This window comes from Variovorax stachyos, assembly GCF_051400855.1.
In the GTDB taxonomy this organism is placed as follows: domain Bacteria; phylum Pseudomonadota; class Gammaproteobacteria; order Burkholderiales; family Burkholderiaceae_C; genus Variovorax.
Window position 1 is genome coordinate 422,090 of sequence record NZ_JBLFFN010000001.1, and the last position, 22,662, is coordinate 444,751.

General features: G+C 68.1%; 19 protein-coding genes. 11 read left to right on the forward strand and 8 right to left on the reverse strand.

What is annotated here, in order from left to right:
• Positions 1–195: 195 nt before the first annotated feature.
• The 3 genes from ACMGEZ_RS02095 to ACMGEZ_RS02105 are packed head-to-tail and all read right to left on the reverse strand — an operon-like array spanning position 196 to position 4,921.
• Positions 196–1,119: a dimethyl sulfoxide reductase anchor subunit family protein gene (locus tag ACMGEZ_RS02095; RefSeq protein WP_436820577.1), complete on the reverse strand. Its 924-nt coding sequence runs from the start codon at positions 1,117–1,119 to the stop codon at positions 196–198.
• Complete coding sequence (locus tag ACMGEZ_RS02100; protein WP_436820578.1) at positions 1,116–2,006, reverse strand: 4Fe-4S dicluster domain-containing protein; 891 nt, start codon at positions 2,004–2,006, stop codon at positions 1,116–1,118. Before ACMGEZ_RS02100 ends, ACMGEZ_RS02095 begins: the two co-directional genes overlap by 4 nt.
• Positions 2,003–4,921 carry a molybdopterin oxidoreductase family protein gene (locus ACMGEZ_RS02105; RefSeq protein ID WP_436820579.1) on the reverse strand — a complete coding sequence of 973 codons (2,919 nt, stop codon included), beginning with the start codon at positions 4,919–4,921 and terminating at the stop codon, positions 2,003–2,005. Before ACMGEZ_RS02105 ends, ACMGEZ_RS02100 begins: the two co-directional genes overlap by 4 nt.
• 94 nt (positions 4,922–5,015) lie before the next feature.
• Between ACMGEZ_RS02105 and ACMGEZ_RS02110 the strand changes: the two genes are divergently transcribed.
• On the forward strand, positions 5,016–5,924 hold the full coding sequence (locus tag ACMGEZ_RS02110; RefSeq protein ID WP_436820580.1) for a LysR family transcriptional regulator: 909 nt from the start codon (positions 5,016–5,018) through the stop codon (positions 5,922–5,924).
• A gap of 30 nt (positions 5,925–5,954) precedes the next feature.
• Here ACMGEZ_RS02110 and ACMGEZ_RS02115 read toward each other — a convergent pair whose 3' ends face one another.
• Positions 5,955–6,722, reverse strand: coding sequence for a GntR family transcriptional regulator (locus ACMGEZ_RS02115; RefSeq protein WP_436820581.1), 768 nt, complete (start codon positions 6,720–6,722; stop codon positions 5,955–5,957).
• 121 nt (positions 6,723–6,843) lie between these two features.
• On the opposite strand from ACMGEZ_RS02115, the gene ACMGEZ_RS02120 reads away from it, so the two are divergent.
• The 5 genes from ACMGEZ_RS02120 to ACMGEZ_RS02140 are packed head-to-tail and all read left to right on the forward strand — an operon-like array spanning position 6,844 to position 11,306.
• Complete coding sequence (locus ACMGEZ_RS02120; RefSeq protein WP_436820582.1) at positions 6,844–7,125, forward strand: UxaA family hydrolase; 282 nt, start codon at positions 6,844–6,846, stop codon at positions 7,123–7,125.
• Positions 7,126–7,168: 43 nt separating this feature from the next.
• Complete coding sequence (locus tag ACMGEZ_RS02125; protein ID WP_436820583.1) at positions 7,169–8,344, forward strand: UxaA family hydrolase; 1,176 nt, start codon at positions 7,169–7,171, stop codon at positions 8,342–8,344.
• 17 nt (positions 8,345–8,361) lie between these two features.
• Entirely contained in the window at positions 8,362–9,288 is a 927-nt protein-coding gene (locus tag ACMGEZ_RS02130; protein ID WP_436820584.1) for a hydroxyacid dehydrogenase, read from the forward strand.
• Entirely contained in the window at positions 9,288–10,295 is a 1,008-nt protein-coding gene (locus ACMGEZ_RS02135; protein ID WP_436820585.1) for an Ldh family oxidoreductase, read from the forward strand. The genes ACMGEZ_RS02130 and ACMGEZ_RS02135 overlap by 1 nt, the downstream gene beginning before the upstream one ends.
• A gap of 30 nt (positions 10,296–10,325) precedes the next feature.
• Complete coding sequence (locus ACMGEZ_RS02140; RefSeq protein WP_436820586.1) at positions 10,326–11,306, forward strand: Bug family tripartite tricarboxylate transporter substrate binding protein; 981 nt, start codon at positions 10,326–10,328, stop codon at positions 11,304–11,306.
• Positions 11,307–11,318: 12 nt separating this feature from the next.
• Here ACMGEZ_RS02140 and ACMGEZ_RS02145 read toward each other — a convergent pair whose 3' ends face one another.
• On the reverse strand, positions 11,319–12,281 hold the full coding sequence (locus ACMGEZ_RS02145) for a bifunctional enoyl-CoA hydratase/phosphate acetyltransferase (RefSeq protein ID WP_436820587.1): 963 nt from the start codon (positions 12,279–12,281) through the stop codon (positions 11,319–11,321).
• Between the two features lie 124 nt (positions 12,282–12,405).
• Complete coding sequence (gene xsc / locus ACMGEZ_RS02150) at positions 12,406–14,217, reverse strand: sulfoacetaldehyde acetyltransferase (protein WP_436820588.1); 1,812 nt, start codon at positions 14,215–14,217, stop codon at positions 12,406–12,408.
• A gap of 160 nt (positions 14,218–14,377) precedes the next feature.
• Here xsc and ACMGEZ_RS02155 point away from each other — a divergent pair, with 160 nt between their 5' ends.
• From ACMGEZ_RS02155 to ACMGEZ_RS02175, 5 genes are all read left to right on the forward strand, one after another.
• The gene (locus ACMGEZ_RS02155; protein WP_436820589.1) at positions 14,378–15,208 is read left to right on the forward strand and encodes an IclR family transcriptional regulator; all 831 of its coding nucleotides are present in this window, start codon (positions 14,378–14,380) and stop codon (positions 15,206–15,208) included.
• 12 nt (positions 15,209–15,220) lie between these two features.
• Entirely contained in the window at positions 15,221–16,195 is a 975-nt protein-coding gene (locus tag ACMGEZ_RS02160; RefSeq protein WP_436820590.1) for an AAA family ATPase, read from the forward strand.
• A 258-nt stretch (positions 16,196–16,453) separates the two neighbouring features.
• Positions 16,454–18,181, forward strand: coding sequence for a cobaltochelatase CobT-related protein (locus ACMGEZ_RS02165; protein WP_436820591.1), 1,728 nt, complete (start codon positions 16,454–16,456; stop codon positions 18,179–18,181).
• A gap of 141 nt (positions 18,182–18,322) precedes the next feature.
• Entirely contained in the window at positions 18,323–20,011 is a 1,689-nt protein-coding gene (locus ACMGEZ_RS02170; RefSeq protein WP_436820592.1) for a sensor histidine kinase, read from the forward strand.
• 13 nt (positions 20,012–20,024) lie between these two features.
• Positions 20,025–20,711 (forward strand): response regulator, encoded by a 687-nt coding sequence (locus tag ACMGEZ_RS02175; RefSeq protein ID WP_436820593.1) that lies wholly within the window; start codon positions 20,025–20,027, stop codon positions 20,709–20,711.
• Between the two features lie 28 nt (positions 20,712–20,739).
• On the opposite strand, the gene ACMGEZ_RS02180 is transcribed toward ACMGEZ_RS02175, so the two are convergent.
• A complete protein-coding gene (locus ACMGEZ_RS02180; protein ID WP_436820594.1) occupies positions 20,740–21,651 on the reverse strand; it encodes a type II secretion system F family protein in 912 nt (303 codons plus the stop codon).
• An 11-nt stretch (positions 21,652–21,662) separates the two neighbouring features.
• Positions 21,663–22,655 (reverse strand): type II secretion system F family protein, encoded by a 993-nt coding sequence (locus ACMGEZ_RS02185; protein ID WP_436820595.1) that lies wholly within the window; start codon positions 22,653–22,655, stop codon positions 21,663–21,665.
• Between the last annotated feature and the right edge of the window lie 7 nt (positions 22,656–22,662).

A 22,662-nucleotide genomic window follows, 5' to 3' on the forward strand; every position in this document is an offset into this window, starting at 1 on the left:
TACCGTCCCGGAAGTGGGACGGGGCCGATGCTAGGCGTTGCCTGCTCGGCCCAACAACTACCAGATCTAGTAGTTGTGCCAGCACTGGAAATTTGCTAGCTCAATAGTCGTTCACGACCCGGCGATGCGACCCGGTGACGTCGGTGGAAGGCAAAACTCCGGCACGCAACTCCCGGGCTTTTTTCCGCGACCCGCTCAGGAAACAACCTGGTAATACAGGTTCTGCGGATGCCGCGCCTGCGCAAAGAAGAACCACCGCTCCGCGACCAGCCCCGGCACCTGCACCAGCAGCGCCAGCACGAACGCGAGCGTCGACTGCGCGGCGATACCCCACAGCAGCACCAGCACCGGCAGCGCGAAGCCCAGCACGAGGAAGCCCAGCTTGACCTGCTTCAACGCAGCGCGGCTCGCGCCATGAAAGAACTCGCGCGTATTGAAGGAGCCCGCCGACATGCCCATCGACTTCTGCACCAGCTTCGGCGCGCGAATACCGGTGGCCGTCTGCAGCGTGGAGCGCGGCACCAGCGCGGCATTGCGGCGCAGCGACATCGCCCGCGTGCCCCATGCGGCAAGCGTGACAGCGAGCGCGCAGGGTCCGCTCACGCGCAGCAGGGCCGGCTCGCCCAGCAGCGCCGCCAGCGCGCTGGCCAGGACGAGGCCCGAGGACAACCCGATCAGCGTGAAGTTGACCACCGTCAGCGGCTGTGCCCATTCCTGGATGAAGCGCAGGCAGGCGTAGATCATCGCGGTGCAGTACCAGAGCAAGGCCGCGACGGCGATCGCAGCCAGCGGCAGCCACGGCGCATGGATGCCGTTGCGCAGCGCCAGCCACCAGAGCGCGACCACCGCGATGAAGGCGGGCAGCACGATCACCTCGCGCGACAGCCAGGAGGTGCGCCACATCAGCACCGCGCGCCAGGCACGCTCGGGCCGGCCAAGATGGCCGAAGGAGGCGCCGAGGCCGACCAGCAGCATCGCCTCGGCCACGATCAGTGACAGGCCGAGGAAGCCGGGCGCGAGCGGCATGCCGGCGAGCACGGCCAGCGCCAGCGTGACGACCAGGCCCTGCGCGGCGCCGGCAACAGTGGTGAAGACGACGACCGAGAACGCGGGGTTCACGACATGCCTCCCAGCCTGGGTTGGATCTTGGTCGGACCGCCGGCCTCGTCGGTCACGCGCCGCGGCAGGTACTGGTTGGCGGGGTTGGTTTCCCACTCGGGCATGAGCGAATAGCCGCCGCGCTCGCGGATGGCCTTCGAGACTTCGGACTCCGGGTCCTTCACGTCGCCGAACAGCCGCGCGCCGGTGGGGCAGGCCTTCACGCAGGCGGGCTTGCGGTCTTCCTTGGGCAGCTTCTCGTCGTAGATGCGGTCGACGCAGAGCGTGCACTTGGTCATGACCTGGCGCTCCTCGTCGAGCTCGCGTGCGCCGTAGGGGCAGGCCCAGGCGCAGTACTTGCAGCCGATGCACTTGTCGTAGTCGACCAGCACGATGCCGTCTTCCTTGCGCTTGTAGCTGGCGCCGGTGGGGCACACCGGCACGCAGGGCGGGTCCTGGCAGTGCAGGCAGCTCTTGGGGAAGTGGATGGTCTCGGTGCCGGGGAAGGTGTTGGCCTCGTAGGTCTGCACGCGGTTGAAGAAGGTGCCGGTGGGGCCGGCGCCATAGGGCTTCTCGTCGGCCAGCGGGCCGGCGCTGCCGGAGGTGTTCCACTGCTTGCAGGACGTGACGCAGGCGTGGCAGCCGACGCAGACGTTGAGGTCGATGACGAGCGCAAGCTGCCTGGCGAGCGTCTCGCCGGGCTCGGCACGCACACTGTCGTGCCCGCTGCGACGCTCAGCGCTGCGCTGCCCGACGGGCGGCTCCAGTTCCGCTTCGCGCGCAGCCGCTGCGGCTGCCGTCGAGCCGCAACCGCAGCCCTCGCCGCAAGCGCCGCCCGCCACTGCCAACGCGGGCTCGCGCACCGGCTGCCCGGCGGAGGCCACGAGGTCCTTCAGCCACTGCATCATTTCCTGTTCCTCCCCGCGAAATAGGTGAGCACGTTGGCCGCCTTCCCCAGCACACCCGGCGCGGCCGGCACGGTGGCGATCTGCGGAAAGCTTTCGTGCGGCTCCTCCGGCTCGGCGGGCCGGATGCGCACGCGCACGTCGTACCAGCCGGCCTGGCCGGTGATGGGATCGGAGTTGCTGATGGTCTTGCCGTCGAAGGGCAGCTCCTCGGAGATCAGGTGATTCAGCAGGAAGCCCTTGCGTGCCTCGTCGGCGCCGGGCGCGAGCTGCCACGCGCCGTCGGCCTTGCCGATGGCGTTCCAGGTCCACACGGTGCCGGGCTCGACGGCCTCGCTGTAGCGCAGCATGCAACGCACCTTGCCCCACTGGCTCTCGACCCAGCACCAGCCGCCGTCGGCAATGCCTGCCGCCTTTGCGGTGGCGGGGTTCACATGCAGGTAGTTGTGGCTGTGAATCTGCCGCAGCCACGCGTTCTGCGAATCCCAGGAGTGGTACATCGCCATCGGCCGCTGCGTGATGGCATTGAGCGGATAGGCCGCGAGCTCGGTCGCTGCCTCCTCGAGCGGCGGATACCAGAAGGGCAGCGGATCGAAGTAGGTGTCGATGCGCTCGCGCAGCGCGTCCGGCGGCTGGCGGCCCGCGCTCTTGCCCTGGGCCGCGAGGCGGAAGCTCTGCAAGGTGTCGGAGTAGAGCGCGAGCTGCACCACGTCGTTCTTCTGGCGCCAGCCCTTGTCCTTGGCGAAGTCGAGGTACTCGCGGTTCCAGTTGCGCATGTAGTGCATCGTCTCCGGCATGTGGTACTGGAACACGCAGTTGTTCTGCGCGTAGGCCTCCCACTGCTTCGGATTCGGCTCGCCGCGCAGGTGCTGGTCACCATCCTTGCCGCGCCAGCCCATCAGGAAGCCGATGCCGGGCTGCGGCTGGAAGTTGACGACGAAGTCCGGGTAGCCGCTGAACTTGCGCTCGCCTTCCGGCGTGGTGAAGGCCGGGAACTTCATGCGCGAGGCCAGTTCGATCAGCACCTCCTGGAAAGGCTTGCACTGTCCCATCGGCGGCACCACCGGCACGCGCACCGAATCCACCGGCCCGTCGAACTCGGAAATCGGCCGGTCCAGCATGCTCATCACGTCGTGCCGCTCGAGGTAGGTGGTGTCGGGCAGCACCAGGTCGGCGAAGGCCACGGTCTCGCTCTGGAAGGCATCGCAGACGACGAGGAAGGGGATCATGTATTCGCCCTGGTCGTCCTTGCGGTTGAGCATCTCGCGCACTGCCATCGTGTTCATGCTGGAGTTCCAGGCCATGTTGGCCATGAAGATCAGCAGCGTGTCGATGCGGTAGGGGTCGCCCTTCACCGCGTTGGTGATCACGTTGTGCATCAGCCCGTGGGCCGAGAGCGGGTGCTCCCACGAGAAGGCGTGGTCGATGCGGATCGGCGAGCCGTCGGGGTTGATCGCCAGCTCCTCCGGATTCGCCGGAAAGCCCAGCGGCGCCGCATTGAGCGGCGTGTTCGGCTGAATCATCTCCGGCGCGTTGAAGGCGCGGTAGTTGGGCACGATGTGGCGCGGATACGGCGCCTTGTGCCTGAAGCCGCCGGGCGCGTCGATGGTGCCCAGCACGCTCATCAGCACCGCCAATGCGCGCACGGTCTGGAAGCCGTTCGAATGCGCGGCCAGGCCGCGCATGGCGTGAAAGGCCACCGGGCGCGCCTGGGTGGTCGGATGCTTCTTGCCCCAGGCATCGGTCCAGGGAATGGGCAGCTCGAAGGCCTGCTGCAGCGCCGTCTCGCCCATCTCGCGCGCCAGCCTGCGAATGCGCTCGGCGTCGATGCCGGTGATCGCCGAGGCCCATTCGGGTGTGCAGCTGGCGACGCGCTCGCGCAGCAGCTGGAACGAAGGTGCCACGCGCGTGCCATCGGCCAGCGTGTAGTGGCCCTCGAGCGCGGGGTCGCAGCCGTCCGCGATGCCTTCCGGATAGGCCGGCTTCACGCTGCCCGAAGCCTTGTCCCACACCAGCTTGTTGTGCGGATGGCGGCCGTCGCCCGGCGGGCCGCGCTCGGGGTCGAAGGCGAAGAGGCCCTGCCGTTCGCAGTCGTCCAGCACCACCAGCTGCGGCGCGTTGGTGAAGCGCTTGAGCGAGGCGTGGTCGACGAGGTCGTTCGCGATCAGCTCGTGCAGCAGCGCCATGAAGAGCGCACCATCGGTGCCCGGCTTGATCGGGATCCATTCGTCGGCGATCGCCGAGTAGCCGGTGCGCACCGGGTTGATCGAGATGAAGCGCCCGCCATTGCGCTTGAACTTGCCGATGGCGATCTTCATCGGGTTGCTGTGATGGTCCTCGGCGGTGCCGATCATCACGAAGAGCTTGGCGCGGTCGAGGTCGGGCCCGCCGAACTCCCAGAAGCTGCCGCCCACGGTGTAGATCATTCCCGCGGCCATGTTGACCGAGCAGAAGCCGCCGTGCGCGGCGTAGTTGGGCGTGCCGAACTGGCGCGCGAACAAGCCGGTGAGCGCCTGCATCTGATCGCGGCCGGTGAAGAGCGCGAACTTCTTCGGGTCGGTCGAGCGGATCTTCTGCAGCCGCTCGGTGAGCAACTCGAAGGCGCGCTCCCAGCTGATCGGCTCGAACTCCCCTGCCCCGCGCTCGCTGCCCGGCTTGCGCAGGAGCGGCTGCGTGAGCCGCGCCGGCGACACCTGCTTCATGATCCCCGCGGAGCCCTTGGCGCAGATCACGCCCTGGTTCAGCGGGTGGTCCGGGTTGCCGTCGATGTAGCGCACCTCGCCGTCCCGCAGATGCACGCGGATGCCGCAGCGGCAGGCGCACATGTAGCAGGTGGTGGTCTTGACCTCGGTGTCGGCCGTCGGGGTTGGTGACGCCAGCGGGTCGTGGATGGGCTCACGCGAAAGGAAGTTGAACACGAGCCTGACTCCTAGCTTTTGGCCACCGTGGGAAGGTTTTTCGTTCATGATAGGCTTCGATCGCTGACCGGCAAAGCAGGTAATTCAGGTAATCATGAACGACAAAAGCGATCAAAGGCTGCGGCTCACGCTGCGCCAGCTCGAAGTCTTCGCCGCCACCGCGCGAGAGGGGTCGACGCGTGCCGCCGCCGGCCGCATCGCCCGCTCGCAATCGGCGGCGAGCGCCGCGCTGGCCGACCTCGAGGCTGCGCTCGGCACCCAGTTGTTCGACCGCATCGGGCGGCGCCTGGTGCTCAACGAGGATGGCCGCGCACTGCTGGCGAAATCGGTGTCGCTGGTGGAGCAGGCGGCGGAACTGCAGTCCATGTTCTTCTCGGAGCACCGGGCGCCGCTGCGTGTCGCAGCCAGCTTCACGACCGGCGAGTACCTCCTGCCGGAGCTGCTCCTGAAATGGAAACAGGACAGCCCGGAAGCACGCGCCCGACTCATCATCGGAAACACCACCGACGTGATCGCCGCGGTGGTCGGCTTCGACGCCGACGTCGGCTTCATCGAGGGGCGCCAGACGCACCCGGACTTGACGGTGCGCCAATGGCTCACCGACGAGATGGTGCTGGTGGCCGCGCCGACACATGAGCTGGCCGGGCGCCAGGTCAACATTCGCGAGCTCGGCGCCGCAGCCTGGGTGCTGCGGGAGGAAGGCTCAGGCACCCGCGAAGCGACCGAGCACTGGCTCGGAAAGCGGGTCGGGCCGCTCAACATCGAGCTCGAGCTCGGCAGCAGCCACGCCATCAAGCGCGTGGTCGCGTCGGGCGTGGGCATCGGCTGCATGTCGCGCTACGCCGTGGCGGATGCACTGGCCGACGGCTCGCTGGTCGAGCTGAAGACGCGGCTGCCCAGGGAGTTCCGTGCACTGTCGATCGTGTCCCACCGCGAGCGCCGGCCAGGACTCGCGATGCAGGACTTCATCGAATACTGCCTGAAGGTTGCCCGCCGGCGCTAGGCCGCCGTACACGCGCAGCCCGCCCGCGCCTCACGCCGGCCGCGACAGCAGGTGCACGTACTCGTGCTGCGCAGTATCGATCGTCGAGATCCGGTACTCGACGGGCTTGTCGCCGAAGGTGAGCGCGGTGCGGCGCACCACCATCACCGGAGCACCGGCCGCAATCCCGAGCAGGCGCACGACGCTCCGATCGGCGATTGCCGCGCGCGCATGTTCGCGCGCCCGCGTCACGGTGATGCCGAACTCGGTCTGGTAGAGGTGGTAGATCGTGCTCTTGCGTTCGCGAAAGCGCTTCTCGGTCAGGCCCTTGAAGAGCAGCGCCGGCAAGGTGAGCCGGTCGTGGATCACGGCCTTGCCCTGCAGCAGCAGCCGGTTGTCGATCTGGATCGCCGGCTCGCCGGTCTTCACGCCCAGCGCCTGCGCCGGCTCTTCCTCCATGCGGATGCGCTCGAAGGAAAGCAGCTCGACCTGCGGCGGGTGGCGCAAGCCGTCGCTGCGCTCGACATGGAAGAACTGGAACATGAAGCGGTCGGCGTTGTGCACCGCCACGAAAGTGCCGCGCCCCTGGCGCCGCACCAGGATGTGCTCGGCCACGAGGTCGTCCGTCGCGTGGCGCAGCGTGCCGACCGAGACACCGAGCGCCGCGGCGAGCTCGGTCTCGCTCGGGAGTGCCGCGCCTGCGGGGTACTGCCCGGATTCGATCGCCCGCAGCAGTGCGCTCTTGACCAGCCGGTACAGCGGCGCATCGGTCGCATCGGCGGCAATGGGCTGGAAGGCGATGGCGGTGGCTCGTTTCATCGCGCCATTGTGGATGCAGGCGCAGTACTCATCCAAGTCATCTAGATGACCTGTTTGACACTCGGAAACCTGCGCGCCGACACTGGCCGCACCGCAACTCTGACAAGCAGGAGACAGACAGATGATTCACTTCGTTTTGCACGACGCCAAGGACACGGTGGCCGTCGTGGTGGTCGAGGGCGTCAAGGCCGGCACGTCGCTCAGCGGCTGGATCATGGACGAAGACAAGATGACCAGCGTCGATGCAAGGCAGGACATCCCGATCGGCCACAAGGTCGCGTTGAAGGACATGAACCCCGGCGACACCGTGTGGAAGTACGGCATCGACATGGGCCGCGTGGTCGCGCCGATCAAGGCCGGCGAGCACGCACACGTCCACAACATCAAGACCAAGCGCTGGTAAGCGCCCCGCTCCCCAGTCACCCACGAACCGCAGAGAACCCCACATGCCCGTCATTTCCAAAGACACCACCTTCCTCGGCTATCGGCGCGAAAACGGCCGCGTCGGTGTGCGCAATCACGTCATCATCCTGCCGCTGGACGATCTGTCCAACGCCGCCGCCGAAGCGGTCGCGCACAACATCAAGGGCGCGCTCGCGATTCCCCACCCCTACGGTCGGCTGCAGTTCGGCGCCGACCTCGAGCTCCACTTCCGCACGCTGATCGGCGCGGGCTGCAATCCGAACGTGGCCGCGGTGGTGGTCATCGGCATCGAGGACAGCTGGACCCAGAAGGTGGTCGACGGCATCGCGACCACCGGCAAGCCGGTCGTCGGCTTCGGCATCGAGGGCCATGGCGACCACGACACCATCCTGCGCGCGAGCCGCGCCGCGCGCGAGTTCGTGCAGATGGCGAGCGAGAAGCAGCGCGAGCCCTGCGGCATTCACGAGCTGTGGGTGTCGACCAAGTGCGGCGAGAGCGACACCACCTCGGGGTGCGGCTCCAACCCGACCGTGGGCAATGCCTTCGACAAGCTCTACGAGACGGGCAACACGCTGGTGTTCGGCGAGACCTCCGAGATCACCGGCGGCGAGCGCATCGTGGCCGAGCGCTGCCGCACGCCCGAGGTGAAGGAGCGCTTCATGTTCATGTTCAACCGCTACCAGGACATGATCAACCGCCACAAGACCAGCGACCTCTCGGACTCGCAGCCCACCAAGGGCAACATCGCGGGCGGCCTGACGACCATCGAGGAGAAGGCGCTGGGCAACATCCAGAAGATCGGCAAGAAGTGCCTGGTCGACGGCGTGCTCGACAAGGCCGAGACACCGACCGGCCCCGGCCTGTGGTTCATGGATTCGTCCAGCGCGGCGGCCGAGATGGTGACGCTGTGCGCGGCATCGGGCTACGCGGTGCACTTCTTTCCCACGGGCCAGGGCAATGTGATCGGCAATCCGATCCTGCCCGTCATCAAGATCTGCGCCAACCCGCGCACCGTGCGGCTGATGAGCGAGCACGTCGACGTCGACACCTCGGGCCTGCTGCAGCGCGAGATGACGCTCGACCAGGCGGGCGACCAGCTTCTCGAATGCATGCTGCGCACCGCCAACGGCCGGCTCACAGCGGCCGAAGCGCTGGGCCACCGCGAGTTCGTCCTGACGCGCCTCTACGAGTCGGCCTGAACGGACCCGGGCTCATCATGGGACGCATCGTCATCGCGGAGTTCATGGACGAGGCCGCAGTCGCGGAACTTCGCGCGAAGCACGAGGTGCTGTACGACCCGAAGCTGGTGGACGATGGCGCGCGCCTGCACCGCGAGGCCGCGGCGGCCGATGCGCTCATCGTGCGCAATCGCACGCAGGTGCGCGGCGAGCTGCTCGCGGCGCTGGCGCGCTGCACGGTGGTCGGCCGCCTCGGAGTCGGGCTCGACAACATCGACGTGGCAGGCTGCGAGGCACGCGGCATGCGCGTGATCCCGGCCACCGGCGCCAACGCGCTGAGCGTGGCCGAGTACGTGATCGCCAGCGCAATGATGCTGCTGCGCGGCGCCTACGCCTCGACGGCGGCGGTGGCTTCGGGCCGTTGGCCGCGCGCGGCGCTGTCGAACGGCCGCGAGTTCGCAGGCAAGACGCTGGGGCTGATCGGATTCGGCTCCATCGGCCAGCTGACGGCCTGCCTCGCGGGCACGCTGGGCGTGCGCACCATCGCCTTCGACGCGATGCTGGCCGCCGACCATCCCGCCTTTGTGCAGGCCGGCACGCAGCATGTCGCGCTCGACGCGCTGGTCGCCCGGGCCGACGTGGTCAGCCTGCACCTCCCGCTGGTGGACTCGACGCGCAACCTCTTCGACGCGGCACGCATCGCCGCCATGAAGCCGGGCGCAGTGCTGATCAACACCTCGCGCGGCGGCATCGTCGACGAGGCCGCCGTGGCGGCGGCGCTGCGAGAAGGCCGCCTGGGGGGCGCTGCACTCGACGTGTTCGATGCCGAGCCGCTGGCGGCCGCGCCGCACTTCGAGGCGTGCCCGAACCTGCTGCTCACGCCGCACATCGCGGGCGTCACGGCCGAGTCGAACGAGCGCGTGAGCAGCCTAGTCGCGCGCAAGGTGCTGGAGGCCTTGCACTGATGGCCGCGCTCAGTCTGCAACAGGCGCGCGAGGCCGTCGCGCGGACGCTGCGCGCTGCCGGCGCCAATGAGGCGATGGCTGCCGCGACGGCGCGGGCGCTGGTGCTGGCCGAGGCCCAGGGGCTCGGCTCCCATGGGCTCAGCCGGGTCGCACAGTACGCCACGCACCTGCGCAACGGCCGCGTGAACGGCGATGCGATGCCGACGCAGCGGCGCGCCAAAGGCGGCGCGGTCTTGATCGATGCGCACGAGGGCCTGGCCTTCGCGGCTTGCGAGATGGCCATCGAGGAGGCGATCCGGCGTGCGCGCGAGTTCGGCATCAGCATCGCCGGCGTGACAGACAGCCACCACTGCGGCGTGCTCGTCGACCACCTGCGCGCGGTCGCCGATGCCGGCATGGTCGGCCTCGGCTTTGCCAACTCGCCGGCCGCGATGCCGGCCGCCGGCGGGCGCCATCCGATCTTCGGGACCAATCCGGTGGCCGCGGTCTTTCCGCGCCGCGGCGCAGCGCCGCTGATGATCGATTTGAGCCTCTCGGAAGCGGCGCGCGGCAAGCTCATGGTCGCGGCCAGGCAGGGGCAGCCCATTCCTGCGGGTTGGGCGCTCGACCGCGCCGGGCAGCCCACGACCGACCCGAAGGCGGGCCTCGAGGGCTCGATGCTTCCGATCGGAGCCGCCAGCAGTCCCAAGGGCGCCATGCTGGCGCTCGTGGTGGAGCTGCTGGTCACGGCGCTGATCGGCGCGCAGTTCGGCTTCGAGGCATCGAGCTTTTTCGAGGACGATGGCAACCGGCCGCGCATCGGCCAGGCTTTCATCATCATCGATCCAGGCGCGCTGGCGGGTTCGGCCAGCTACCTCGACCGCGTCGAGGTGCTGGTCGCCGAGATGCTGGGCGACGAGGGCGTGCGCCTGCCGGGCGTGCGACGCGAGGCGCTGCGCCGGCGCGCGGAACTCGACGGCATCGACGTGCCCGACGCCCTGCTCGACCAGTGGCAGGCCCGGTCCTGAAGACACACGACACAAAGGAGACAAGACGCGATGATCAACAGACGTGAAGTGATGCGTGGTACCGCGGCGCTGGCCGCGGGCGCCCTGGCGCCGATCGCATGGGCCCAGGGCAGCGACTACCCCAAGCCCGACGCGACGATCCGCTATGTGGTGCCCTTCCCTCCCGGCGGATTGACCGATGCGATGGCGCGGCAGATCGGGCAGCAGCTCGGCGAGCGCTGGAAGGTCAGCGTGGTGGTCGACAACCGGCCGGGCGGCAATGGCCAGATCGGCGCCGATGTGGTCGCGAAGGCCGCGCCCGACGGCAACACGCTGCTGGCGATCACGTTGACCCATGCGGCCAACGTGACGCTGTTCCCGAAATCGCCCTTCAACTTCCAGAAGGACCTGCGGCCCGTCGCACTGATTGCCGGCAGCCCGATGCTGATCGTGGTGCCGGCCACGAGCCCGATCAAGGACCTCAAGGACCTGATGGCGCAATCGAAAGCGCGCAAGCTCAACGCGGGCTCCAGCGGCAACGGCACGCCGCCTCACCTGACGCTCGCACTCTTCAACGACCTGAACAAGTCGAGCATCCAGCACGTGCCCTACAAGGGCGGTGCCCCGTCGATGACGGACCTGATCGGCGGGCAACTCGACGTCGTCTTTTCCAACTTCCCCGAGTCGGTCGCGCACGTCAAGGGCGGCAGACTGCGCGCGCTGGCCATCGCCAGCAAGGCCCGCTATCCGTCCCTGCCGGAGGTGCCGACAACCGCAGAAGCCGGCATGCCCACGCTGCTGGTGGAAAACTGGACCGGCATGATGGCGCCTGCCGGCATGCCCGACGCTGCGGTGCAGAAGCTGGGCGCGGAAGTGGTGAAGATCGTCACTCAGCCCGAGATGGAGGAGCGCATGCGGCAGCAGGGCTTCAATGCCGATGCGCGCACGCCGGATCGCTTCGCCGCTTTTCTCGACGAGGAGATCGCGCGCTGGGCGCACGTCATCAAGTCGGCTGACATCCAGCCGAGCTGAGCGCAGCCCCGTTCAGCTGCCTTCGCGCGAAGCGCCCAGCACCGCCAGCGCGACCGACGCGATGCGCGAAGGCAGCGAGTCGGCGCGCGAGGTCAGCACGATCGGCACGCGCGCGCCCAGCACGAGCCCGGCGCATTCGCCGCCGCCGATGTAGGTGAAGCTCTTGTAGAGCATGTTGCCGGCGTTGAGGTCGGGCACCAGCAGCAGGTCGGCATCGCCGGCCACGCGCGACTCCATCTTCTTGATGTGGGCGGCCTCGGCCGAGATCACGTTGTCGAAGCCGAAGGGGCCTTCGACCACGGCTCCGGGCCAGGCGCCGGCATGCGCCATGGCGACCAGCGCCTGCGCATCGACCGTGGCCGGGATGGCGGGATTCACCGTCTCCACCGCCGCCACGATGCCGACCTTGGGCTGTGCGATGTCCAGTTTGCGCAACAGCGCGATCGCGTTGCCCAGGATGTCGCGCTTGGCATCCAGCGAAGGCGCGATGTTGACCACGCAGTCGGCCAGGCCCAGCAGCTTGGGATAGCGCGGCAGATCGAACAGGAAGAGGTGGCTGATGCGCGTCTCGCCGCGCAGGCCGATGACCTTGTCGACCACGGCCGACATCAGCTCGTCGGTGTGCAGCGAGCCTTTCATGAGCGCACCCACAACGCCCTGGCGTGCCATGGCGACGGCGCGGCGCGCGCTCTCGGCGGCGGTGTCGCTGCAGTCGATGATCTCGAACTCGCCCGCATCGATACCGGCTGCGCCCGCCGCGCGCAGGATCTCCTCGCGCGGGCCGATCAGCACGGGTTGCGCGAGTTCCGCGTCGCGGATGCGCACGGCCGCATCGAGCGCCGCCGCATCGCAGGGGTGGACCAGCCCGACGCGCACCCGCTGGCCTTTCGCCCGCTCGCGCGCCTGGGCCACCAGGGCGTCGAGCCGAGGATGCATCGCCGTCTCGCTCACTGCCCGCAGAAGCGCTTGGTTCATGAGGTTCCAGAAAAGGTCGCGGTTTCCATTCCAGAAACACCGCGGAACCGGCTCTGCCGGGCCGCTGGTGTTGCCCCCGGTAGGGGGTGGGCGGCTACACGAAGTGAGCCAACCTGGGGGCGAGTCAGGTGAAGTCTTTGTACTTCTCGAGCAGGCGCACGGGCTTGGCGAGCGCGTCGCGGCGGAAGGGGTCGCCCAGCTCGCGCGTGCACATGACCTCGATCACCGTGGTCTTGCCCTGGTTCATCTGCATGTCGACTGCCTTCTTGAGTGCAGGGCCGACGTCTTCCAGCTTGTCGACCACGATGCCTTCGGCGCCCATGGCCTTCGCGATGCCCGCGAAGCTCTGGTTGTCGAGTTCGCCGGCGACGAAGCGGCGGTTGTAGAAGTCGACCTGGTTCTTCTTCTCCGCGCCCCACTGCCGGTTGTGGAAGACCACCGCCGTCACCGGGATGTCGTGGCGCACGCAGGTCATGATCTCGACCATGCTCATGCCCCAGGCGCCGTCGCCTGCGTAGGCGATGGCCGGGCGATCCGGGGCGGCCAGCTTGGCGCCGATCATGGTGGGCAGCGAATAGCCGCAGTTGCCGAAGCTCATCGGCGCGAAGAAGCTCCTCGGCTCTTCGAAGCGCAGGTAGCTGTTGGCCACGGCGTTGATGTTGCCGATGTCCGTGGAGACCATGGCGCGCGGCGGCATGGCCTTCTCCAGTTCGCGCAGGACCTGCCGCGGGTGCAGCCAATTGCCGCCTTCCTTCTCGGCCTCCTGGATCATGTCGAGGCTGAAGGGGTCGCGCTCGTGGGTCCAGCCGTCGAGCTCCTTCTCCCATGCGGCCTTCTCTTCCTTGATCTTCGTGGCGCGCTCGGCCTTGGTGGCATCGCAGGCGAGCGTGCGGCCGCCCAGTCGCGCGAGCAGCGCCTTGGCAACGGCCTTGGCATCGCCGTGGATGCCGACGGTGATCTTCTTGACCAGCCCCAGGTTGGTGTGGTCGGCCTCGACCTGGATGATCTTGGCGTTCTTGGGCCAGTAGTCCATGCCGTGCTGCGGCAGCGTGCCGAAGGGGCCCATGCGCGAGCCGAGCGCCAGCACCACGTCGGCCTGCGCGATCAGCTTCATCGCGGCCTTGCTGCCCTGGTAGCCCAGCGGGCCGGCCCACAGCGGATGGCTGGCCGGGAAGGAGTCGTTGCGCAGGTAGCCGTTGGCCACCGGCGCGCCCAGGCGCTCGGCCAGGGCCTTGCATTCCTCGACCGCGTCGCCCATCACCACGCCGCCGCCCGAGAGGATGACCGGGAACTTGGCGCTGGCCAGCAGCTCGACCGCGGCCGCCAGGCTGTTCTCGCCGCCCGAGCCGCGCTCAACGCGCATGGGCTTGGGGATCTCGCACTCGATCTCGCCATAGAAGTAGTCGCGCGGGATGTTGAGCTGGGTCGGGCCCATCTCGGAGATCGCACGGTCGAAGCAGCGCGCCGTGTACTCGGCCATGCGCTTCGGGTTGTTCACATGGCCCTGGTACTTGGTGAACTCCTGGAACATCGGCAGCTGGTTGGCCTCCTGGAACCCGCCCAGGCCCATGCCCATGGTGCCGGTCTCGGGCGTGACGATCACCACCGGGCTGTGCGCCCAGTAGGCCGCCGCAATGGCGGTCACGCAGTTGCTGATGCCGGGGCCGTTCTGGCCGATCACCACGCCGTGGCGGCCCGAGACCCGCGCATAGCCGTCGGCCATGTGGCCGGCGCCCTGCTCGTGCACCACCGGGATCAGCCGGATGCCGGCGGGCGCGAAGATGTCCATCGCGTCCATGAAGGCCGAGCCCATGATGCCGAACATGTCGGTCACGCCGTTGGCGACCAGGGTTTCGACGAAGGCCTCGGAAGGCGTCATCTTCTGCACGCCGGTGACGGCGGCGCGGGCGGGCGTGGCGGGGGGTTGCTGGGTCATGGAAGGTCTCCTAGGGTCGGCGAAGATCGCAGGGTTTTCTCGAAAGTTGGAACCGATGGTTCCGGAATTCGTCTTTGCGGAATATAGGGCCCTCCCCGGCTTGCGTCAAACGAAATTCCAGAAATCGGTACTGGTTGTCCCGTTTTTTGTTGAAACGACTATGATCCGGACCATGAAAGTCGTCAATGGCCTGAAACCCGAGCCCACCGAGCTGAACGGCGACACGCCCACCATGCGCCTGTTCGCGCTGCTGGAAGTGATCGCCGCCAAGGACCAGCGCTACGCCCTGCAGGACCTGGTGGAAGCCACCGGCCTGCCCAAGCCCACGCTGCACCGCATGCTCCAGCAACTGGAGACCGCGGGCCTGCTGCAGCGCGAGGGCGACAGCCGCCTCTACGGCATCGGCACACGGCTGCGGCGGCTGGCCGAGAACCTGCTGCTGAACGACAGCCACCATGGCGCGCGCCACACGGTGCTGCGGCAGCTGGTCGAAGAGATCGGCGAGAGCTGCAACCTCACCGCCCTTTCCGGCAGCGAGGTGGTCTACCTGGACCGCGTGGAGACCGCCGCGCCGCTGCGCTTCTACCTGCACCCGGGCTCGCGCGTGCCGGTGCATTGCTCGGCCAGCGGCAAGGTCTTCCTCGCGCAGATGAGCCCGGCGCAGCGCCGGCGCCTGCTGGCCCACGCGCCCCTGGAGGCCTACACGCCCAGGACGCTGACCGACCTGGACGCGCTGGAGCGCGAGATCCAGCGCGTGCGCAAGGACGGTTGCGCTTTCGACAACGAGGAGTTCCTGCCCGGCCTGCTGTGCATCGCGGCGCTGGTGCCGAGCGAGAGCGGCCCGTCCAACCTGTGCATCGCGGTGCAGGCACCCGTCATGCGCATGGACATGGAGAAGGCGAAGAAGCTGCTGCCCGCGCTGCAGCGCGCCGCGCTCGCCCTGTCGCGCATCGACGCAGACACCGAGTCCGACGCGCGCGCGCAGGCCTGAAGGACCATCGACATGACCGACATCGTTTCCCTCAAGCCCGAGCGCCTGCTGAGCGTGCGCGAGGTCTTCGGCATCGACAGCGACCTGATGGCCCCGGCCTTCGCGGAGCGCGACGACCATGTGCCCGAAGTCGACGCGGTCTACCGCTTCAACCCGGACGTGACGCTGGCCATCCTGGCCGGCTTCATGCGCGACCGGCGCGTGATGGTGCAGGGCCTGCACGGCACCGGCAAGTCCACCCACATCGAGCAGGTGGCGGCGCGGCTGAACTGGCCGTGCGTGCGGCTCAACCTCGACGGCCACATCAGCCGGCTCGACCTGGTCGGCAAGGACGCGGTCGTGCTGCGCGACGGCCAGCAGGTCACCGAGTTCCAGGAAGGCATCGTGCCCTGGGCGCTGCAGCGGCCGGTGGCGCTGATCTTCGACGAATACGACGCGGGCCGGCCCGACGTGATGTTCGTGATCCAGCGCATCCTGGAGCACGGCGGCAAGTTCACGTTGATGGACCAGAACCGGGTGCTGCACCCGCATGCCTCGTTCCGCCTTTTCGCTACCGCCAACACGGTGGGGCTGGGCAACCTCAACGGGCTGTACCACGGTGCGCAGCGGCTCAACCATGCGCAGATCGACCGTTGGAACATCGTGGCCTCGCTGGACTACCTGCCCGCCGAGGAAGAAGTCGCAATCGTGCAGGCGCGCGTGCCCTCGATGAAGAACGAGGCCGGGCACGCGATGGTACGCGCCATGGTGGCGGTGGCCGATCTCACGCGCAAGGGCTTCGCGGCCGGCGACCTCTCGACACTGATGTCGCCGCGCACCGTGATCACCTGGGCCGAGAACGTGGAGATCTTCCGCGACCCGGCGCTGGCTTTCCGGCTCTCGTTCGTGAACAAGTGCGACGAGGCGGAGCGGGCGCTGGTGGCGGAGTACTTTCAGCGATGCTTCGACGTGGAGCTGAAGGAGTCGCAGCAGTTGTCGGGTTTGTGAGGCGGCTGGGATGCGACTTCGGGTGTCCGCCTTTCTCCCTGGTCCTTCGGGGGAGGGTCGGGGTGGGGCGCTCGTTTCGTTTGATTTCGAACGGTGCTGTTGTGTTGAGGCAGGAGCCGGGAATTCGCCCCGGCGAATTGCCGGCTCCGCACTCAACACAACAGCAACGTACAAACAGAAAGCCCGGTGCCCCCACCCCAACCCTCCCCCGGAGGGAGAGGGAGCAAGTCGGTGTCTCCGCAACACAGGGCTTGTCTTATGAGTGAAGCGCAACAGCAGGTTCGCCACGCCCAGCAAGTCGACGAACTATGCGCCGCCTTCATCCGCGCCTTCAGCGGCGACCCCACCCTGCACTTCCGCGGCCAGCGCCTGCACCGGGGCCGCCAGCCCCTGCCCTGGTACGCCCCGCACCTGCACCCCTCGCCGGAGCGCGACGACTTCACGTCCTTCCGCGGCACGGCGGACGGCCTCGCGCTGCGGCTCCGCGCATCCGACGCCGCCCTGCACGAACGCCTGCGCCCCGAGGAGCCGGTCGAGCGCATGCTGTTCGAGATGCTGGAGCAGTTCCGCGTGGAGTCGCTCGCGCCCGAGGCCATGCCCGGCATGCGGCGCAACCTGCGGCACCGCCACGAGCAGTGGTCTTTGTCCTTCCACCACTCCGGCCTGACGGATACCGCGCGCGGCCTGCTGCTCTATGCGGTCGCGCAGATCTGCCGCGCGCGCGTCAGCGGCCAGCAGGTGGTGGAGGAGACCGAGGACATGCTCGAAGCCACCCGCTTCGCGCTCTCGCCGCTGATCGGCCACGCGCTCGCTGGCCTGCGCCGCGAGCGCGCCCAGCAAGCGGCCTATGCAGTGCATGCCCGCGCCATCGCACGCACGGTGGCAGCAATGCTGCACGACGCCGGCGAAGGTCAGGACGGCGAGGAAGACCGCGAAGCCGAGCCTGACGACAAGCGCAATGTCTTCAGCCTGGTCGCCGACATGGACCGCGAGATCGTCGAAGCCTTCACCACCGCCGACGCCGGCCGCAGCCCGCTGCTGGAAGGCGAAGGCGTTGCGTACCGCGTCTTCACCACCGAGTACGACCGCGAGCACGAGGCCGCCTCGCTGGTGCGCCGGGAACTGCTCGTCGAATTGCGCGAGACGCTGGACCGCCGCATCGCCGCGCAAGGCATCAACATCGCCCGCCTCGCGCGCGAACTGCGCGCGCTGCTGGCCGAGCCCCAGCGCGAGGGCTGGGACGGCGCGCAGGAGGAAGGCCGAATCGACGGCCGCCGCCTGGCGCAGCTCGTCGCGTCGCCTACCGAGCGGCGGCTGTTCCGCACCGAGCGCCTGGAGCCCGTGGCCGATTGCGTCGTTGGCTTCCTGATCGACTGCTCGGGCTCGATGAAGGCGCATGCCGAATCGGTGGCAATGCTGGTCGACGTGATGGCGCGCGCACTGGAGCAGGCCGGCGTGGCCAGCGAGGTCCTCGGCTTCACCACCGGCGCCTGGAACGGCGGGCGAGCCCGGCGCGACTGGCTGCGTGCCGGCCGGCCGGCGCACCCGGGCCGCCTCAACGAGCGCTGCCACCTGGTCTTCAAGGATGCCGCGACGCCCTGGCGCCGCGCGCGCCCGGCGATCGCCGCCCTCCTCAAGCCCGACCTGTTCCGCGAAGGCTGCGATGGCGAGGCAGTGGACTGGGCCTGCACGCGCCTCGACGCGCGCACGGAGGAACGCAAGCTGCTGCTCGTGCTGTCCGACGGCTCGCCGATGGACAGCGCCACGAACCTCGCCAATGACGCCCACTACCTCGACCACCACCTGCAGGACGTGGTGGCGCGGCACGAGCAGGCCGGCCGCATCGGCATCGCGGGTGTCGGCGTGGGGCTGGACCTGAGTCCGTACTACAGCCGCAGCCATGTGCTGGACCTCGCGGCCCCCGGCAGTGGCTCGGCGATGTTCCGCGAGCTGGTCGGACTGATGGCCGGGTTCCACCGACGCTGAGCGCGCCCGGCTGGATGCGTGATCTTTCGCACGAAAGAGCTCACCGCCGCACCAAACCGCATACATCTGCTTACCAAAGTAGTAACCTGTGAACAATTCACATGGATCACACGGGACGGGCGGGCCCGAGGAGAACAACGGATGCGGGCGCAGGGGCTGGAGCGAAAACTGGAGATCGACACGAGCCTTGCGGCGGACGCCGGCGACGCCCGCATGGTGGCGCGGATGCGCCTGGTGCTCTCCGTCTCTGCCCTGCTCGCGGTGTTCGTCGACCCGGCCAGCCTGCGCGGCGTCGGGGGCTCCACCTGGCTGCTCTTCTGCGGCTACATCCTGCACAGCCTGGTGGTGTGCGTCTACTCGGAACTGGAGGCGCCGCTCTCGCGAAGCCGGGTGATCCACTGGCTGGACATCGGCTGGTACGCGCTGATCGTGCAGCTGACGGACGGCGTCCACAGCGCCTTCTTCCTGTTCTTCTTCTTCGCGATCCTCACCTCTTCCTTCCGCTGGGGTTTCGAGGAAGGTGCGCGGGTGACGCTGGCATCGGTTGCCCTTTTCGCGGTCTGCGGCATCGATTCCGCAACCACGCACGACCTGCCCCGCCTGCTGCTGCGCTCCACCTTCATCCTGGCGCTCGGCTACATGATCATCTACTGGGGCCGCTCCAAGGTGGAGCTCAAGCGGCGGCTGGCGCTGCTGCGCGCCGTCAGCCAGCTGTCGAACCCCCGCTTCGGCGTCGACCACACCGTCACCGGCATCCTCGAGAAGATCCAGCGCTTCTTCCTGGAGAGCAGCAGCTGCCTGCTGGTCGTGCGCGACAAGGAGTCCGGCGCCTGCTCGTTGCGCACCATCCGCCAGGGCGATGTCCATCGTTCGCCCCAGGCCGAGCGGATCGTGCCGGAACTGGCCGCGCTGCTGCTGGCGCTCGCACCCCATCGCGCGGCGATCTACCGCCGCGCGCGCTGGCTCCGCCTGCCCGGCTTCGCCGGCGCAGCCACCTACGACGGCGAGAAGGGGCGATGGATGAAGGAAACCCATCCCGCCTACGACGGCCTGGCCGAGCTGCTGGAGGCGAATGCCTTCATCAGCGTGCCGGTCACCCTGCGCAAGAGCGAGGGCCGCCTGTACGTCCTGTCCGGCGGCGGCGTGTTCCACCGGCCCGATGCGCTGTTCCTGGGGCACGTGGTCGCGCAGGCCTTCCCGGTGGTCGAGAACATCGAGCTGCTCGACCGCATGGCGTCCGACGCGGCATCGCAGGAACGGCAGAAGATCGCGCTGGACCTGCACGACACTGCCGTGCAGCCCTACATCGGCCTGAAGATGGGCCTGAGTGCGCTGCGCAACAAGGCCGCCCCGGACAACCCGCTGGTCGAGGACCTCGACAAGCTGCAGGACATGGCCGCCCGTGTCATCGCCGACCTGCGCCGGTACGCGGGCGCGGTGCGCAACGGGCCGGACCGGTCGGAACTCTCGGTGCCGACGCTGCTGCGGCAGCAGGTGGCGCAGGTGCACGACTTCTACGGCATCGACATTGCTGTCTGCGTCGACGGGGATCTCAACGTGAACGACCGCATGGCGGCGGAGATCCTGCAGATCGTCCGCGAGGGCTTGAACAACATCTGCAAGCACACCCTTGCGCACTGCGGCGCCGTCAAGCTGGCCTGCGCGGGCGGCCTGATCCGGGTGGAGATCGAGAACGAGGCGGACGGCACGCAATCGATCGAATTCATTCCGCGCTCGATCTCCGAGCGCGCCAGCGCCCTTGGCGGCATGGCCAGTGTCCGGCGCGGCGCCGGCGGGGCCACATCCGTGCACGTCGAAATACCCATGTAGGAGGCAGAAGAAGATGCAACCAGCGACAAAACCGATCGGGGTCATGGTGGTGGACGACCACCAGACGATGCTGTGGGGACTGTCCAAGCTGATCGACGGCGAGAAGCCGCGCATGCAGGTGGTCGGCACGGCCAGGAACTGCGAGGAGGCGCTGGAGCAGGTCGGCCAGCTCACGCCCGACGTCATCCTGCTGGACCTCGACCTCGACGGCAAGAGCGCCCTCGACATCCTGCCCGGCCTGCTGTCCAACCCTGCCTCGCGCGCCCTGATCCTGACCGGCGAACGCGAACAGAAGACGCTCGACATGGCCGTCCTGCAAGGCGCCCGCGGCGTCCTGCGCAAGGACGCCTCTGCCGAGCAGGTGCTGCGGGCGATCGAGCGGGTCTATCGCGGCGAGCTCTGCATGGACGCCGAAACGATGAGCCGGGTGTTCTCCGAATTCATGGCCTCGCGGCAGAACCCCCATGCCGACCCCGAAGCCGAGAAGCAGGCCACCCTGACCGCCAAGGAGCACAAGATCATCAGCGCCGTCGTCCAGGGCGGCGGCGCCTGCAACAAGGCGCTGGCGAAGCAGCTCTTCATCACCGAGCACACGCTGCGCAATCACCTGACGTCGATCTACCAGAAGCTGGATGTGGCGAATCGGCTGGAGCTGTACGTGTACGCACTCAAGCACGGGCTGGACAGGCTGCCGTCCTGACCACGGCGGCTGCGCCTGCAGCCGTGATCTAGCCTCGCCCGCCCAGCATCGGCAGGATGGTCCGGATGATCTGGATCGCGGCCGGCGCCAGGATGACGGCGATGATCGCCGGAAAGATGCATAGCACCAGCGGCACCAGGAGCTTCGTGGGCACCTTGGCGGCCTGTTCCTCGGCCCGCACCTGGCGCTTGTGCCGCAGGTCGTCGGAGAACACCCGCAGCGAATCGCCGATGCTGGTGCCGAAGCGGTCCGCCTGCGTCAGCATGGTGGCGAAGGTGCCGATTTCCTCGACGCCGGTGCGCAGTGCCAGGTTGCGCAGCGCTTGTTCGCGCGTTCCGCCTGCTCGCATCTCGAGGTTGGTCCATTGCAGCTCCTGCGCCAGGGCGACGCTCTTCATCCGGATCTCTTCCGTCACCTTGACGAGCCCGGAGTCCAGCCCTAGCCCGGCCTCGACGCAAACCAGCATCAGATCGGCCGCATCGGGAAAGTTGTCGAAGATCTCGCGCTTGCGGTCGCGGATTCTCAAGAAGAGAAAGGCGTTGGGCAGATAGCAGCCGACCAGGGCCGCCGTTGCGAGGTACAGCAGGAACTTCATGTCGGCCGGTGAACCCGTCGCGCGCAGTGCCAGCGCCGCGGCGCCCGCGAACAGCAGCGGCAGCAGCGTCTTCAGGCCGAAATAGACCAGGTGCGCATCGTCGTGCCGGATGCCGGCGTTGAGGAACCTGAGACGCAACGGCGAAGCCTCGGCGTCGGCCGTGGGCGAGGACAGCTGGGCGAAAGGCCCCACGACCTTGACCACCGTCTCCGCCCACTGCGAATGCTTCGGCGTATCGGACATGGCCTGCAGACGCTGCCCGGTCCTGTTGGGCGCGAGCCAGATGAACACTCCCGCGACCCCCAGGGACACGGCCAGGAAAACGAGTGTCGAAAACAGCAGCATGTCGTACTCCCTCAAACACGGATGCGGACGATCTTCCGCATGATCAGCACGCCGAAGGCCATGAGGCCGAGCAGGTACTTGACGATGGCGATGCCGATCGGGTCGGTCCACAGCACCGACATGAACTTGGGGTTCAGCAGGTTCATCACCGCGGCCAGCGCGAAGGGCATCACGACCAGGATCCAGCCCGAGAGGCGTCCTTCCGATGACAGTACGCGGACCTTGCCCAGCAGCTTCAGGCGTTCGCGGATCAGCCGGCTCAGGTTGCTCAGCACCTCCGTCAGGTTGCCGCCGGAGTCGCGCTGGATCATCACTGCGACGACGAAGTAGCGCAGGTCGGTCAGCGGAATGCGCTCGCTCAGGTTCGTCAGCGCCTGCTGCAGCGAGACGCCGAAGTTGACTTCGTCGGCCACCATGCGGAACTCGCTGGCGATGGGCTCGGCCATTTCCTCGCCGATCATCTGCAGCCCAGACGCGAAGGAGTGCCCGGCGCGCAATGCGCGGGTCACCAAATCGATGGCCTCCGGCAACTGCTGCTGTACGCGGGCCAGGCGCCGGCTGCGCTTGTACTGCACGTAGAACAGCGGAGCGATGCCCATCGGCACACCCGCAGCCAGGCCCAGCAGCGGCGCCTGGTGCAGGACCTGCGTCACCACGAAGAAGGTGATGACCGCGATGGCGGCGCAAGACAGCAGGAGCCGGGACACGGTCCATTGCAGCCCGGCCTGCAGCACGAACCGGTCGAGCGCATGCGCCCGCGGGATGCTCAGCAGCAGCCGCTCGAGCGCAGGCACTTCACTCAGCATGCGCTCCTTCAGGAACTGCGCCTGCGCGGTCTTGTCGACCGAGGCCGACAGCGTTCGCAGCCTCTCCTCGATCTTCCTGGCCTCGGGCCCCTTGTAGTTGCGCCAGAGCAGGTAGAGGCCTTCGAGCAGCAGCAGCACCGCCACGAACACGAGCGCCGAGATGACCAGGAAGGCGTTGCCGCCGATGTCTTGCAGCATGGCGAAG

What these genes read in the sequence shown, in the direction of transcription:
- ACMGEZ_RS02185 (WP_436820595.1), bottom strand. Translation starts at nt 22,655, where the DNA reads ATGCTGCAAGACATCGGCGGCAACGCCTTCCTGGTCATCTCGGCGCTC.
- ACMGEZ_RS02120 (WP_436820582.1), top strand. Translation starts at nt 6,844, where the DNA reads ATGATTCACTTCGTTTTGCACGACGCCAAGGACACGGTGGCCGTCGTG.
- xsc (WP_436820588.1), bottom strand. Translation starts at nt 14,217, where the DNA reads ATGACCCAGCAACCCCCCGCCACGCCCGCCCGCGCCGCCGTCACCGGC.
- ACMGEZ_RS02130 (WP_436820584.1), top strand. Translation starts at nt 8,362, where the DNA reads ATGGGACGCATCGTCATCGCGGAGTTCATGGACGAGGCCGCAGTCGCG.
- ACMGEZ_RS02110 (WP_436820580.1), top strand. Translation starts at nt 5,016, where the DNA reads ATGAACGACAAAAGCGATCAAAGGCTGCGGCTCACGCTGCGCCAGCTC.
- ACMGEZ_RS02180 (WP_436820594.1), bottom strand. Translation starts at nt 21,651, where the DNA reads ATGCTGCTGTTTTCGACACTCGTTTTCCTGGCCGTGTCCCTGGGGGTC.
- ACMGEZ_RS02135 (WP_436820585.1), top strand. Translation starts at nt 9,288, where the DNA reads ATGGCCGCGCTCAGTCTGCAACAGGCGCGCGAGGCCGTCGCGCGGACG.
- ACMGEZ_RS02160 (WP_436820590.1), top strand. Translation starts at nt 15,221, where the DNA reads ATGACCGACATCGTTTCCCTCAAGCCCGAGCGCCTGCTGAGCGTGCGC.
- ACMGEZ_RS02165 (WP_436820591.1), top strand. Translation starts at nt 16,454, where the DNA reads ATGAGTGAAGCGCAACAGCAGGTTCGCCACGCCCAGCAAGTCGACGAA.
- ACMGEZ_RS02115 (WP_436820581.1), bottom strand. Translation starts at nt 6,722, where the DNA reads ATGAAACGAGCCACCGCCATCGCCTTCCAGCCCATTGCCGCCGATGCG.
- ACMGEZ_RS02100 (WP_436820578.1), bottom strand. Translation starts at nt 2,006, where the DNA reads ATGATGCAGTGGCTGAAGGACCTCGTGGCCTCCGCCGGGCAGCCGGTG.
- ACMGEZ_RS02155 (WP_436820589.1), top strand. Translation starts at nt 14,378, where the DNA reads ATGATCCGGACCATGAAAGTCGTCAATGGCCTGAAACCCGAGCCCACC.
- ACMGEZ_RS02140 (WP_436820586.1), top strand. Translation starts at nt 10,326, where the DNA reads ATGATCAACAGACGTGAAGTGATGCGTGGTACCGCGGCGCTGGCCGCG.
- ACMGEZ_RS02125 (WP_436820583.1), top strand. Translation starts at nt 7,169, where the DNA reads ATGCCCGTCATTTCCAAAGACACCACCTTCCTCGGCTATCGGCGCGAA.
- ACMGEZ_RS02175 (WP_436820593.1), top strand. Translation starts at nt 20,025, where the DNA reads ATGCAACCAGCGACAAAACCGATCGGGGTCATGGTGGTGGACGACCAC.
- ACMGEZ_RS02145 (WP_436820587.1), bottom strand. Translation starts at nt 12,281, where the DNA reads ATGAACCAAGCGCTTCTGCGGGCAGTGAGCGAGACGGCGATGCATCCT.
- ACMGEZ_RS02170 (WP_436820592.1), top strand. Translation starts at nt 18,323, where the DNA reads ATGCGGGCGCAGGGGCTGGAGCGAAAACTGGAGATCGACACGAGCCTT.